The sequence below is a fragment of the Streptomyces sp. NPDC053673 genome (assembly GCF_055585225.1).
This window is the reverse complement of the sequence record NZ_JBVJKN010000004.1, coordinates 133,961-145,879: the sequence shown is the minus strand read 5'-3', so window position 1 is coordinate 145,879 and position 11,919 is coordinate 133,961. Positions and strand designations below refer to the sequence as shown.

Below are 11,919 nucleotides of genomic sequence, written 5' to 3'. Positions count from 1 at the left end.
TTCAGTGGCTCGGTTCAGCGACTGGGTTCCGTGGCTGGGTCTCAGTGGCTCCGATCTTCTGTACGCGGCAGTAACTCGTCAACAGTTCAACCCGCGCGAGACGGCCGTCGCTTTTAATAATGTCCAGCATTAGAGTCGCGGCATGGCGAGGACGTCAGGACCCGAGACCCGGGAGAAGCTCATCCGCGCGGCCGAGGAGATCTTCGCGGCGCAGGGCGTCGACGGAGCGCAGATCCGCGACATCGTGCGGCTCGCGGGCCAGAGCAATCCGTCGGCCGTGCAGTACCACTTCGGCTCGCGCACCGGACTCGTGGAGGCGGTGATGGCCGGCCGCCAGGCCCGTACGGAACTGGTGCTGGCGCCGCTGCTCGACGGGGCCCCGGACGATCTCCGCGAGCTGGTGGCGGTGCTGGTCATGACGGAGGCGACCGAGCTGCACTCCGAGCGGGGGCTGCGCTGCCTGCGGATCTCGGCCCAGCTGAGCCATGAGAGCGGCGTACGCACCCGCACTCCGCACCCCACGCTCGACGGCACCGCCTACTGGCGGCTCATCGAACGCGTCGAGGCCTGTCTGACCCCGGCCGGGCTTCCCGACCCGGTCCTGCTGGAACGCCTGGACCTCGCGCTCACCCTGATCGGCGCGGCGCTCGCCGACCGGGCCCGCCAGCATCTCGACGGCATCGCCCCGCTCACCGGCGAGGAGTTGTTCCTCGCCGACCTCGTCGAGACCACCACCGCACTGCTGCGGGCGCCCTTGCCCGCCGCCCGGTGCACCACCACATGAGGGGACATCACATGACCGATCTCGGCGGAAAGGCCATCGTCATCACGGGCGGCGCACGCGGACTGGGTGCCGAGGCCGCCCGGCAGGCGGTCGCGGCCGGCGCGTCGGTCGTCCTCACCGACGTCCTGGAAGGCGACGGCGAGGACATGGCCGCGGAGCTGGGCGGGCGTGCCCGGTTCCTGCGCCACGACGTGACCTCGGAGGAGGACTGGCAGCGGGTCGCGCAGTACACGGTGGCGGAGTTCGGCGGCCGATGGGGCGGGTCGGCGAGCCGCACGAGATCGCGGGCGCGGTGGTCTTCCTGCTCTCCGACGCGGCCTCGTACGTGACGGGCGCCGAGCTGGCGGTGGACGGCGGCTGGACCACGGGCCCGACGGGGAAGTACGTCCTGGGTCAGTGAGTCCGGTCCGATCGGTCGATCGGTCGGCCTGGTTGGATGAGGGCATGAGTGCCGCTTCCAGTCCCTCCGACGAGATCCTCGACATCGTCGACGAGAACGACGAGGTCATCGGGCAGGCCCCGCGCGGCGAGGCGTACGCGCGGGGCCTGCGCCACCGCTGCGTGTTCATCCAGGCCCGGGACGCGGAGGGCCGGATCTTCGTCCATCGCCGCACCCCGACGAAGCTCGTCTTCCCCTCCCTGTACGACATGTTCGTCGGTGGTGTCGTCGGCGCGGGCGAGACGTACGACGAGGCGGCGCTGCGCGAGGCCGAGGAGGAGCTCGGCGTCTCCGGGCTCCCCCGGCCCGTACCGCTCTTCAAGTTCCTCTACGACGCCCCGGCGACTGATCCGGGACAGATCTGGCAGACCTGGTGGTCGGCCGTGTACGAGGTCCGATGCGAGCTGCCGGTGAACCCGCAGGCCGAGGAGGTCGCCTGGCACGCCTTCCTGCCGGAGGCGGAGCTGGAGGGACGACTGGGCGAGTGGGAGTGGGTCCCGGACGGCCTCGCCGCGTACGAACGTCTGCGTGACCATCGGGCCTCGGCGGGCTGAGCCCGGCCGGTTGACGGCGCGGCGAGCGCCTCGGGTGGCCCGTGCCGGAAAGCGCCGGTCCGGGGCACCGACACTGCCGCAGGTAGGGTGCGACGCGTGAGCGAATTCGTACAGAGTCTGCGGCTGTGGTTCGCGCCCCAGCGGATCCGGGACGAGGGCGAGACCCCCGACTACCGCTTCTCGCTCGCCAACGAGCGCACTTTCCTCGCCTGGCTGCGAACCGCGCTCGCGCTGATCGCCGGGGGCTTCGCCGTCGACCAGTTCCTGCCCGATCTGCGCTGGGGTGTCCGGGTGGGTCTTTCGCTCGCGCTGATCGGTACGGGCGTGCTGTGTGCGCTGCGGTCCGTCAATCACTGGGTGCGCTGCGAGCGGGCGATGCGGCGCGGCGAGGATCTGCCGGTTTCGCGCTTCCCGACGCTGCTGGCGCTGGTCGTGGGCGCCGTATCGGTCGCGATGGTGGTGGTCGTCTCCTGGGGCCGTGGATGAGCGGCGGTGCCCGCGATCCGGGGCTGCAGCCGGAGCGGACCCGGCTGGCGTGGCGGCGTACGACGCTGTCCTTCACGGTCGTCGCGGTGCTCGCGGCGCGGCAGGTCGTCCGGCACGAGGAGATCGCGGGAGGCGATGTCGTCGCCTTCGCGCTGAGCGCGCTGGTGTGGCTGGCGTTCCTGTCCGTGGCGCACCGGCGCATCGGGGCGATGGCCGCCGGGCAGCCGCCGGGCGCGATGCCCCTCGGTCAGGCTCTCGCAGCCACCCTGTGCACGCTGGCACTCGCCGCGTTCGCCGTCACGATTGTGTGGTGACCGTGCGATGACCGCATCGCACGGTGACCCGGACGGGCGAGGTCACCGGCCGAGCGAGGTGACGGGACGGGCGAGGTCACCGGACGGGCGAGGACGCTCAGCCCTCCCAGTCGACGGTTACGACGATCTTTCCGCGGGCGTGGCCCTCCTGGCTGAGCCGGTGGGCGTCGGCGGTCTTCTCCAGCGGGAAGCTGCGGGCCACATGGACCGAGATGACCTCCTCCTCGGCGAGCTCGCTCAGCCGGTACAGGTCCGCGGTGTTGGGCCGTACGAAGACATAGCGTCCGCCGAGCGTGGTCACCGCCGGGTCGCTGATGGAGGCGAGCCGGCCGCCCTTGGCGAGCAGCTCCGCGGAGAGGGTCAGGGTCTCGCCGCCGATGGTGTCGAAGACCGCGTCGACCCCGTCGGGCGCGAGGGCCCGTACCCGCTCGGTGAGCCCTTCGCCGTACGTCACCGGCTCCGCGCCCAGATCGCGCACATGCTCGTGGGACGGCTCGCTCGCGGTGCCGATCACCCGGGCGCCGAAGTGGCGGGCGAGCTGCACGGCCATCGACCCGACCCCGCCGGCCGCGGCGTGCACGAGGAGCGTGTCGCCCTGTCGCACCCCCAGGGCCTGCGTGAGCACCTGGTAGGCGGTGAGCCCGGCCAGCGGCATCCCCGCCGCTTCCTCGAAGCTCAGATTGCGGGGTTTGCGGGCGAGGGTGCGGACGGGGGCGGCGACGTACTCGGCAAAGGTCCCCCGGGACAGGAAGTCCTCACGGACGTAGCCCATCACCTCGTCACCGACGGCGAACTCGGGCACGGAGGCACCCGGCTGGACGACGACCCCGGAGACGTCCCAGCCCGGGATCACCGGAAAGACGGCGTCGACCACCGCGTCCAGGTAGCCCTCGCGGAGTTTCCAGTCGACCGGGTTGACGGCCGCCGCCCGCACCTTGACCAGGACGGAGTCGGGCCCGACCTTCGGCTCCGGGAGCTCGCCGTACTCCAGGACCTCGGGACCGCCGTAGCGGCGGTAGCTGATCGCCTTCATGCTCCGACCCTCCGACCCGCCCGGGGCTTGCGCAAGCTGAAGGCCGTCCCGGGGGGATGCCTGGGGCCTGTCGTCCGGATCGCGCCGCGGCACACCGCCGGAACACCGAATAAACGGATATTACGGACTAACCTGGGCGAAACCACGAGATTCCGCGATGCATCCCGAAGGTGAACCACATGACCGTTCTCCACCAGGAGCACCCCACCCACGAGCACGCCCACGGGCCGGGCTGCGGGCACACCGAGATCGTGCACGGCGACCACATCGACTACGCGCACGACGGACATCTGCACCGCTCGCACCAGGGCCACTGGGACGAATGCGAGCCGGGCGGCCATGTCACGCACAGCGACCACGCTCACCAGCACGGAGACGGCTGCGGGCACACCGCCGTCGCCCACGGCGACCATGTCGACTACATCCACGACGGCCACCGCCATGCCGCCCACGACGGGCACTGGGACGACCACTGACCCACCCCGTTTCCGCCCGGCCGCGGCCAACTGGCAGGCTGCCCCTGTCAGTTGGCCACGATCTCCGGGAGCCGCGGTGCCTGCCACCGATCCGTACACCGTCCAGCTCACGTCGTCCGTGCAGGCGTACGTCCAGCCCGATGGCGGCTGGTGTCTGAACAACGCGGGAATCATCAGCGACGGTGAGTCCACGCTCCTCGTCGACACCGCCGCCACCGAGCGGCGCGCGCTGCAGTTGCGCGAGGCGCTCCTGGCGACCGGAGCCCCACTCCCGCGCACGGTCGTCAACACGCACCACCACGGCGACCACACGTACGGCAACTGCGTGTTCACGCCGGACGCCACCGTCGTGGGCCATGAGTCCTGCCGCTCGGAGGTCCTCGCCGCCGGGCACCAGCTCCACCTCATCTGGCCGCAGACCGACTTCGGCGACATCACGATCACCGCGCCGGACGTGACGTACAGCGAGCGGCTGACGCTCCGGGCCGGCGGGACCGAGGTGCGGCTGATCCACCCGGGGGTGGCGCACACCGTGGGCGACACGGTCGTCCACCTCCCCGAGCACGGCATCGTCTTCACGGGCGACCTGGTCTTCCAGGGCGGTACGCCGTTCATCCCCATGGGCTCGCTCAGCGGCTCACTGCAGGCGCTGGAGCTGCTGCGCTCGCTGGACGCCGGGACCGTCGTTCCGGGGCACGGCCCGGTCACCGACCCGTCGGCGTACGACGCCACGGAACGGTACCTGCGATATGTCGCCGCACTCGCCGAGACCGGGCACGCCAAGGGCCTCACCCCCTTGGAGACGGCACGCACCGCCGACCTCGGGGAGTTCGCCGGGCTGCGGGAGAGCGAGCGGCTGGTGGCCAATCTGCACCGGGCGTACGCCGAACTGGAGGGGCAGCCCGCCGGCTCACCGCTCGACCCCGTCGCCGTCTTCGGGGACATGGTGGTGATGAACGGGGGCGCGCCGGTGGCGTGCCACGCCTGACCTCTTCCGGGGACTCCGCACCGGCGGTCATGGCCCCCGGTCACCAGCGCGGCATCACCGGGGTGCGCCACTGGGGGTCCGCCTTGCGCATCGCCGCCGCGTCGTCACGCTCGCGCATCGTGCCGTCGTCCTCCAGCCAGCGCCGCTGCAGCACCGCCAGCTTCTCGCGGTCGAGTTCGATGCCGAGGCCCGGCGCGTCGGAGACGGTCAGCCGCCCGCCGCGGAAGACGTGGCGGGTGGTGATGACGTCCTCGGTCTGCCAGAGGTAGTGGCTGTCGCAGGCATGGTCGAGGTTCGGGACGGTCGCGGCGACATGGGTCATGGCCGCGAGACTGACCCCCAGATGCATGTTGGAGTGCATCGAGAGTCCGACGCCGAACGTCCGGCAGATGGCGGCCAGTTCGCGGGTCTTGTGCAGGCCGCCCCAGTAGTGGTGGTCGCTGAGCACGATCTGTACGGCGTCACGTGCGAAGGCGTCGGCGATCTCGGGGAAGGTCGTCACGCACATGTTGGTCGCCAGCGGTACGTCGGTACCCGCGGCGATCTCGGCCATCCGGTCGGTGCCGCTCGCCGGGTCCTCCAGGTATTCGAGGACGTCCTTCAGCCGTTCGGCGACGTACAGCGCAGTCTCCACGGACCAGGCGCCGTTGGGGTCGAGGCGCAGCGGCCGGCCGGGGAACGCTTCGGCGAGTGCCCGGATCGCGGCGATCTCCTGGTCCGGCTCGAAGACGCCGCCCTTGAGCTTGAACGAGGTGAAGCCGTGGTCGCGCTCGAGGCGCAGCGCCTGGGCGACGATGCCGGCGGGGTCGAGGGCGGCGCTCCAGTCGTCCTTCTCGCCTCCGTCCGGGTGGGCGTCCCAGCGGTAGAAGAGATACGCGCTGTATTCGACGGTGTCGCGGACCTTGCCGCCGAGCAGGGCGTGCACGGGCAGTCCGAGCGTCTTGCCCAGAGCGTCCAGGCAGGCGACCTCGAAGCCGGAGACGACCGAGAGCCGGAGCTTGTCCGCGGTCTGGACGCCCCGCAGTCCGCCGGCGTCGACTCGCTCGTCGACGGCCCGCGAATCGCCGCACACCTGGTCGGCGAGGTCGAAGAGGCCGTTCAGATCCGTGACCGGACGGCCGGGGAGTGCCTCGGCGAGAGGCCTGGCGAGTTCGAGGTATTTGCCGTCGCCGTACGTCTCGCCCACACCCGTCACTCCACCTCGCGTGACGACCTCCACGATGAGGCGTGGGGTGTACGGCTGGTGGACGCCCTGGGTGTTGAGCAGCGGTGGATCGGCCATGAGGATCGGGGTGAGGCGGACCGTGTCGATGAGCAGCGCGGTATCCATACATGAACCCTATTCAGAAACACGATCAGGAGGCCAGGGGTCGATCCGGTCTTTCCGGCCGGACCCTGGACGACATACCGACTGGTCGGTCATCATGAGTGGGAACCGAATCGCCGCCCCACCGGAGGTGCCCCCGATGAGCTCAGTCCACCCGCCAGGCCTCGACCCCGAGCAGCTGCGCGGCTTCCTCGACCGCGAGCGACCGGGCCTGGTGAGCGGACCGCTCAGCGCCCGGCTGATCCAGGGCGGCAGGTCCAACCTCACGTACACCGTCACCGACGGCGCCGGCCGGTGGGTGGTCCGCCGGCCCCCGCTCGGCCATGTGCTGGCCACCGCCCACGACATGAAGCGTGAGCACCGGGTGATCAGCGCCCTGCACCCGACGGCCGTGCCGGTGCCCGAGCCGGTGCTGCTGTGCGAGGACGAGTCCGTACTCGGCGCGCCCTTCTACGTCATGGAGTTCGTCGAGGGCACGCCGTACCGCACGGCCGAGCAGCTCGCGCCGCTCGGCCCGGAGCGCACCCGCAACGCCCTCCTCGGCCTTGTCGACACGCTCGTCGAGCTGCATGCTGTGGACCCCGAGTCGGTGGGCCTGGGCGACTTCGGCCGCCCGGAGGGCTTCCTGGACCGGCAGCTGCGCCGCTGGGGCAAGCAGCTCGACGCCTCCCGCAATCGCGAGCTCGCGGGCATCGACGAGCTGCACGCCGCCCTCGGCCGCGCCCTGCCCACCTCTCCCGCGCCCGCCGTCATCCACGGCGACTACCGCCTCGACAACGTCCTGATCGGCGACGACGACCGGATCAAGGCGATCCTCGACTGGGAGATGTCCACGCTCGGCGATCCGCTCACCGACCTCGGGCTGCTGGTGATGTACAGCCAGAAGCTGGAGGTCCCCGACTCCCCCGTCAGCACCACGGCCGGAGCTGCCGGCCATCCCGATCCCGCCGAGCTGATCGAGCGCTACGCCGCCCGCTCCGGCCGCGACACCTCCGCCATCTCCTGGTACACGGCGTTCGCCTGGTTCAAGCTCGCCGTGATCCTGGAGGGCATCCACTACCGCTACACCCTCGGCCAGACCGTCGGCGCCGGCTTCGACCGCATCGGCGATCTCGTCCCCGTCTTCATCGAGCACGGCCTCACCACCCTCCAGGAAGGCTGATCACCCCCATGGACTTCGCATTCGACGCGCGCACCGAGGAACTGCGGGCCAAGCTGCTCGCCTTCATGGACGAGCACGTCTATCCGGCCGAGGCGGTCGAGCACGAGCAGCGCGCGAAGCTGGCCTCGCCGTGGGACACCCCGGCGATCATGGATGAGCTCAAGGCCGAGGCCCGTAAGCAGGGTCTGTGGAACCTCTTCCTCCCGGACGAGGAGTACGGGGCCGGGCTGACGAATCTCCAGTATGCGCCGCTCGCCGAAATCACGGGCCGCAGCCCCCACTTGGCACCCATCGCGCTGAACTGCGCGGCCCCGGACACCGGGAACATGGAGGTGCTGGCCATGTTCGGGTCCGACGAGCAGAAGAAGCAGTGGCTGGAGCCGCTGCTGGCCGCCGAGATCCGCTCGGCCTTCGCGATGACCGAGCCCGAGGTGGCCTCGTCCGACGCGACGAACATCGAGACTCGGATCGAGCGAGCCTCCGACGGGACGGCCGAGTACGTCATCAACGGCCGCAAGTGGTACATCTCCGGCGCGATGAACCCGGATTGCAAGATCTTCATCGTGATGGGCAAGACCGACCCCGAGGGCAATGACATCCGCCGCCAGCAGTCGATGATCCTCGTCCCGCGCGACACACCCGGCGTCGAGGTCCGGCGCGCCATGCAGGTGTACGGCTACGAGGACCACTCCCACGGCGGCCACGCCGAGGTCGTCTTCGACGATGTCCGCGTGCCGGCGTCGAATCTCATCGGCGAGGAGGGCGGTGGCTTCGCGATCGCCCAGGCGCGGCTCGGTCCCGGCCGTATCCACCACTGCATGCGGCTGATCGGCATGGCCGAGCGGGCGATCGAGCTGATGTGCCGCCGGGCCGTGTCCCGTACCGCCTTCGGCAAGCCGATCGCCCAGCAGGGTGTGGTGCAGAACTGGATCGCGGACGCCCGGGTGACGGTCGAGCAGCTGCGGCTGCTGGTGCTGAAGACCGCGTGGCTGATGGACACGGTCGGCAACCGCGGTGCGCACACGGAGATCCAGGCCATCAAGATCGCCACTCCGCGTGCGGTCGTCGACATTCTCGACAAGGCGGTCCAGGTGCACGGCGCCGGCGGGGTCAGCCAGGACTTCCCGCTGGCCGAGCTGTGGGCGGCGGCGCGGACGCTGAAGCTGGCGGACGGGCCGGACGAGGTGCACCAGCGGTCGCTGGCGCGGCGCGAACTCAAGAAGTACGTCTAGGGCGGCCCAGGTGTCCGGGGGGCCTCGCACCCCGGACAGCCCTTACGGGCGCAGGGCCCTGAGCAGCAGGTCGGCGAGGTGATCGGCGACCTGCTGCGGGGTGAGCGGCCCGTCCGGGCGGTACCACGTGGACAGGTGGTGGACCGAGCCGAAGTGGTAGTCCACCACCAGGTCCGCGGGGGTCGCGTCGGAGAACACCCCGCTGCGCTGGCCCTCCTCGATGAGCGCCCGGAAGCGCTCGTGGTAGCGCCTGCGCTCGGCGCGGACCTGCTTGTTCTTCTCCGGGCTGAGGTGGTGCATGGAGCGGAAGAAGATGGCCGCGTCGTCGAGGTTGTCGATAGTGGTCACGACGACGTCGGCGGCGGCGGACCGCAGCCGCTGCTCGACCGGTGCGTCTGCCTCCGCGAAGGCGTCGAGGCGCTCCTGCTGGAGCCGCAGCACCCGCGAGTAGACCTCCTGGAGGAGGTCCTCCTTGGAGCCGAAGTAGTGGTAGAGCGCGCCTTTGGTGACGCCGGCCGCCTCGACGATCTCCTGGACGGACGTACGGTCGTAGCCCTGCTCCGCGAAGAGCCGGGTGGCGGCGGCCAGCAGCCTCTGGGGGACGGGAGTGCCGTTCCCGTCCGTCGTCCTGGCCATTGCCGCCACCCGCCTTTCGCTCGGCTCATCTTCTCGGAGCACACCGTGTCTACGCACGGGAACGCAGTTCCCGTCTGAGGATCTTCCCACTTGTGGTCTTCGGGAGCTCCTCCAGGATCTCGACCTGCCGTGGGTACTTGTACGCGGCCAGGCGGTCGGCGCAGTATCCGGCGAGCTCGTCGGGTTCCACGGACGCGCCCGGACGCAGGCTGACGTAGGCCTTCACGGTCTCGCCGCGGTAGGCGTGCGGGATGCCGACGACGGCGGCCTCGCGGACCGCGGGGTGGGTGTGGAGGACGTCCTCGACCTCGCGCGGCCAGACCTTGAAGCCCGAGGCGTTGATCATGTCCTTCTTGCGGTCGACGACGTAGAGCCAGCCATCGGGGTCCATGAAGCCGATGTCTCCGGTGCGCAGCTCGCCGTCCGGGAAGGCGGTGGCGGTGGCGTCGGGCAGCCGCCAGTAGCCGGGCACGACCTGCGGTCCGCGTACGGCGATCTCGCCGTGGGCGCCGAACGGCACCTCGTCACCCCGGTCGTCGATGATCCGTACGAGCGTGTCGGGGCCGGGTATGCCCACGGACAGGGTGCCGGACGCCGGGTCGACGGGGGCTTCCTTCTCGGGCGGCACCGAGGCGCAGGGTGCGGTGCACTCGGTGAGGCCGTAGCCGTTGCGGATGTACGGGCCGAAGCCGGCCCGGAACTTCTCGACCAGCGCGGGCGGGACGGGCGCGCCGCCGGAGGAGATCACCAGGAAGGACGCGAAGTGGTCGCGGGAGGCCCCGGGGTGGGCGGCCAGCGCCATGAAGGCGGTGGAGGGGCCGACGGTGTAGGCGGGGCGGTGCTCGGCGAACGCGTCGAGGACGACGCCCGCGTCGAAGCGGTGGGCGAGGGCGAGCGTGCCGGCGTTGGCGATGCATGCGGCCAGCTGGCAGACCATCCCGGTGATGTGGAAGAGCGGCGCGAGCGCGAAGTAGCAGGCGCCCTCCGGGACGGGGTGGCCGGTACGCTGCCGTTCGGCGTTGTACGTGATGCCGCCGTGCAGGTTCATGGCTCCCTTGGGGGTGCCGCTGGTGCCCGAGGTGTAGCTGATCAGTGCCACATCGGCGGCGTCGAGTTCCCGGTCCACGGGCGCCGCCAGACCGGCCGTGGCGACGGTCAGCAGGTCGTCGGTGTCGCCGGGCCGTGGCAGCCGTTCGAAGCCGAGGACGCGTGCGTCGTCGCGGGTCTGCAGGTCCAGCTCACAGGCGGTGACGGCGAAGCGTACGGGCGAGGTCTGCGCGGTCTGCCGCAGACAGGTCTCCCAGGCGCGGTCCGAGCAGATCAGCGCCGCCACGTCCGCGTCCTCGAGGACATGGGCGACCTCGGCTGACTTGTACATCGGGTTGAGCGGAACGACGGTCGCCCCGGACTTCCAGGCGCCGAGCAGCGCCAGGACGAAGTGCGGGCTGTTCTGCAGCATGATCGCCACCCGGTCGCCGCGCGCGATGCCGCGGGCGGCGAGATGGCCGGCGACGGAGTCGGAGAGCGCGTCGGTCTCGCGGTAGCTGAGCCGTCCGTCGAAGTAGGCGAGGGCGGTGTGCCCGGGGGCCCGGTCGACGGCGGCGCGGAAGGAGTGCACGACGGTCGCGGGCGGGGCCACCGGCGCCCGCTGGGCGTCGGTGAGCTGGGAGAGCCAAGGCCTGGCGGCGTAGCCGTCCGCGGTCACTTCGCCGCCCCTTCCCACTTCCGCTGGATGTGGTTCATGCCGGCCAGCCAGCGGCCGGGTTCGGCGGCGCGGGCCTGGTAGTACTCGGCGACCTCGGGGTGCGGAAGAATCAGGAAGCGGTCTGCCTCGATGCCTTCGAAGAGCGCGTCGGCGACATCCTCGGGCTCGATGGCGCTGGGGGCGAGGACCAGTTCGCCGGCCGATCCCGCCGCCGTGAGCATGTCCGTACGGACGCCCTGCGGGCAGATGGCGTGGACCTTGAGCCCGCGGTGACGGTACGTCAGCGAGAGCCATTCGGCGAAGGCGACCGCGCCGTGCTTGGTGACGCTGTACGGGGCGGCTCCGATCATCGTGAGCAGCCCGGCCGCGGAGACCGTGGAGACGAACCGGCCGCTGCCGCGCTCCAGCCAGTCCGGCAGCAGGGTGCGGACGGCGCGGACGTGCGCCATGACGTTGACGTCCCAGGCGGATGCCCAGACGTCCTCGTCGGCGAAGGCGTCGCCCGGTGAGGCCAGTCCGGCGTTGGCGCAGTAGATGTCGACGGTGCCGCCGAGCGCGTCGCGGGCCTCCTCGACGATGGCGGAGGCGTCGCCGGGGACGGCGAGGGCGCCGATCTCGTCGGCGATGGCCTTGGTCCTGCCGGGGTCGAGGTCGTTGACGGCGACGCGTGCGCCTTCCGCCACGAACCGGCGGGCGAGGGCTGCACCGATCCCGCCGCCCGCTCCTGTGACCACCACGTTCGCACCCTGCAGCGTGCTCATCGGTCCTGCCTCTCCGTCGCGG

13 protein-coding genes and 1 pseudogene are annotated in these 11,919 nt (G+C 71.0%); 9 read left to right on the top strand and 5 right to left on the bottom strand.

All coding sequences use genetic code 11. The features are described 5' to 3' along the window. Positions 1–142: 142 nt before the first annotated feature. From ACZ6ZQ_RS08210 to ACZ6ZQ_RS08190, 5 genes and pseudogenes are all read left to right on the top strand, one after another. Positions 143–784, top strand: a complete 642-nt coding sequence (locus ACZ6ZQ_RS08210; RefSeq protein ID WP_469767756.1) for a TetR/AcrR family transcriptional regulator — start codon at positions 143–145, stop codon at positions 782–784. A gap of 11 nt (positions 785–795) precedes the next feature. Next, positions 796–1,184, top strand: a pseudogene (locus ACZ6ZQ_RS08205) (SDR family oxidoreductase). A gap of 44 nt (positions 1,185–1,228) precedes the next feature. Then, positions 1,229–1,777 carry an NUDIX domain-containing protein gene (locus tag ACZ6ZQ_RS08200; RefSeq protein ID WP_469767755.1) on the top strand — a complete coding sequence of 183 codons (549 nt, stop codon included), beginning with the start codon at positions 1,229–1,231 and terminating at the stop codon, positions 1,775–1,777. Positions 1,778–1,873: 96 nt separating this feature from the next. Continuing rightward, complete coding sequence (locus tag ACZ6ZQ_RS08195; protein WP_469767754.1) at positions 1,874–2,263, top strand: YidH family protein; 390 nt, start codon at positions 1,874–1,876, stop codon at positions 2,261–2,263. After that, positions 2,260–2,577 carry a DUF202 domain-containing protein gene (locus tag ACZ6ZQ_RS08190; protein WP_469767753.1) on the top strand — a complete coding sequence of 106 codons (318 nt, stop codon included), beginning with the start codon at positions 2,260–2,262 and terminating at the stop codon, positions 2,575–2,577. Before ACZ6ZQ_RS08195 ends, ACZ6ZQ_RS08190 begins: the two co-directional genes overlap by 4 nt. Positions 2,578–2,674: 97 nt before the next feature. Here the strand turns inward: ACZ6ZQ_RS08190 and ACZ6ZQ_RS08185 are convergent, their stop codons facing one another. Further along, the gene (locus ACZ6ZQ_RS08185; RefSeq protein WP_469767752.1) at positions 2,675–3,610 is read right to left on the bottom strand and encodes an NADP-dependent oxidoreductase; all 936 of its coding nucleotides are present in this window, start codon (positions 3,608–3,610) and stop codon (positions 2,675–2,677) included. Positions 3,611–3,789: 179 nt separating this feature from the next. Here ACZ6ZQ_RS08185 and ACZ6ZQ_RS08180 point away from each other — a divergent pair, with 179 nt between their 5' ends. Beyond that, positions 3,790–4,086 carry a hypothetical protein gene (locus ACZ6ZQ_RS08180; RefSeq protein WP_469767751.1) on the top strand — a complete coding sequence of 99 codons (297 nt, stop codon included), beginning with the start codon at positions 3,790–3,792 and terminating at the stop codon, positions 4,084–4,086. Between the two features lie 76 nt (positions 4,087–4,162). After that, positions 4,163–5,074: an MBL fold metallo-hydrolase gene (locus ACZ6ZQ_RS08175; protein WP_469767750.1), complete on the top strand. Its 912-nt coding sequence runs from the start codon at positions 4,163–4,165 to the stop codon at positions 5,072–5,074. Positions 5,075–5,114: 40 nt separating this feature from the next. On the opposite strand, the gene ACZ6ZQ_RS08170 is transcribed toward ACZ6ZQ_RS08175, so the two are convergent. Further along, positions 5,115–6,404: a glucarate dehydratase family protein gene (locus ACZ6ZQ_RS08170; protein ID WP_469767749.1), complete on the bottom strand. Its 1,290-nt coding sequence runs from the start codon at positions 6,402–6,404 to the stop codon at positions 5,115–5,117. Positions 6,405–6,540: 136 nt separating this feature from the next. Between ACZ6ZQ_RS08170 and ACZ6ZQ_RS08165 the strand changes: the two genes are divergently transcribed. Both ACZ6ZQ_RS08165 and ACZ6ZQ_RS08160 read left to right on the top strand, forming a co-directional pair. After that, positions 6,541–7,563 carry a phosphotransferase family protein gene (locus ACZ6ZQ_RS08165; RefSeq protein WP_469767748.1) on the top strand — a complete coding sequence of 341 codons (1,023 nt, stop codon included), beginning with the start codon at positions 6,541–6,543 and terminating at the stop codon, positions 7,561–7,563. Positions 7,564–7,571: 8 nt separating this feature from the next. Continuing rightward, on the top strand, positions 7,572–8,795 hold the full coding sequence (locus ACZ6ZQ_RS08160; protein ID WP_469767747.1) for an acyl-CoA dehydrogenase family protein: 1,224 nt from the start codon (positions 7,572–7,574) through the stop codon (positions 8,793–8,795). A 42-nt stretch (positions 8,796–8,837) separates the two neighbouring features. Here the strand turns inward: ACZ6ZQ_RS08160 and ACZ6ZQ_RS08155 are convergent, their stop codons facing one another. From ACZ6ZQ_RS08155 to ACZ6ZQ_RS08145, 3 genes are read right to left on the bottom strand one after another with little or no spacing between them, the layout of a single operon-like run. Continuing rightward, positions 8,838–9,431, bottom strand: coding sequence for a TetR/AcrR family transcriptional regulator (locus ACZ6ZQ_RS08155; RefSeq protein WP_469767746.1), 594 nt, complete (start codon positions 9,429–9,431; stop codon positions 8,838–8,840). Between the two features lie 49 nt (positions 9,432–9,480). Beyond that, complete coding sequence (locus ACZ6ZQ_RS08150; RefSeq protein ID WP_469767745.1) at positions 9,481–11,136, bottom strand: AMP-binding protein; 1,656 nt, start codon at positions 11,134–11,136, stop codon at positions 9,481–9,483. Next, on the bottom strand, positions 11,133–11,897 hold the full coding sequence (locus ACZ6ZQ_RS08145; RefSeq protein WP_469767744.1) for an SDR family oxidoreductase: 765 nt from the start codon (positions 11,895–11,897) through the stop codon (positions 11,133–11,135). Before ACZ6ZQ_RS08145 ends, ACZ6ZQ_RS08150 begins: the two co-directional genes overlap by 4 nt. Positions 11,898–11,919 lie beyond the last annotated feature (22 nt).

Excerpts from the sequence above, each read along its gene's own strand:
- ACZ6ZQ_RS08170 (WP_469767749.1), bottom strand. The coding sequence starts at position 6,404 with ATGGATACCGCGCTGCTCATCGACACGGTCCGCCTCACCCCGATCCTC.
- ACZ6ZQ_RS08185 (WP_469767752.1), bottom strand. The coding sequence starts at position 3,610 with ATGAAGGCGATCAGCTACCGCCGCTACGGCGGTCCCGAGGTCCTGGAG.
- ACZ6ZQ_RS08200 (WP_469767755.1), top strand. The coding sequence starts at position 1,229 with ATGAGTGCCGCTTCCAGTCCCTCCGACGAGATCCTCGACATCGTCGAC.
- ACZ6ZQ_RS08180 (WP_469767751.1), top strand. The coding sequence starts at position 3,790 with ATGACCGTTCTCCACCAGGAGCACCCCACCCACGAGCACGCCCACGGG.
- ACZ6ZQ_RS08160 (WP_469767747.1), top strand. The coding sequence starts at position 7,572 with ATGGACTTCGCATTCGACGCGCGCACCGAGGAACTGCGGGCCAAGCTG.
- ACZ6ZQ_RS08155 (WP_469767746.1), bottom strand. The coding sequence starts at position 9,431 with ATGGCCAGGACGACGGACGGGAACGGCACTCCCGTCCCCCAGAGGCTG.
- ACZ6ZQ_RS08210 (WP_469767756.1), top strand. The coding sequence starts at position 143 with ATGGCGAGGACGTCAGGACCCGAGACCCGGGAGAAGCTCATCCGCGCG.
- ACZ6ZQ_RS08165 (WP_469767748.1), top strand. The coding sequence starts at position 6,541 with ATGAGCTCAGTCCACCCGCCAGGCCTCGACCCCGAGCAGCTGCGCGGC.
- ACZ6ZQ_RS08190 (WP_469767753.1), top strand. The coding sequence starts at position 2,260 with ATGAGCGGCGGTGCCCGCGATCCGGGGCTGCAGCCGGAGCGGACCCGG.
- ACZ6ZQ_RS08145 (WP_469767744.1), bottom strand. The coding sequence starts at position 11,897 with ATGAGCACGCTGCAGGGTGCGAACGTGGTGGTCACAGGAGCGGGCGGC.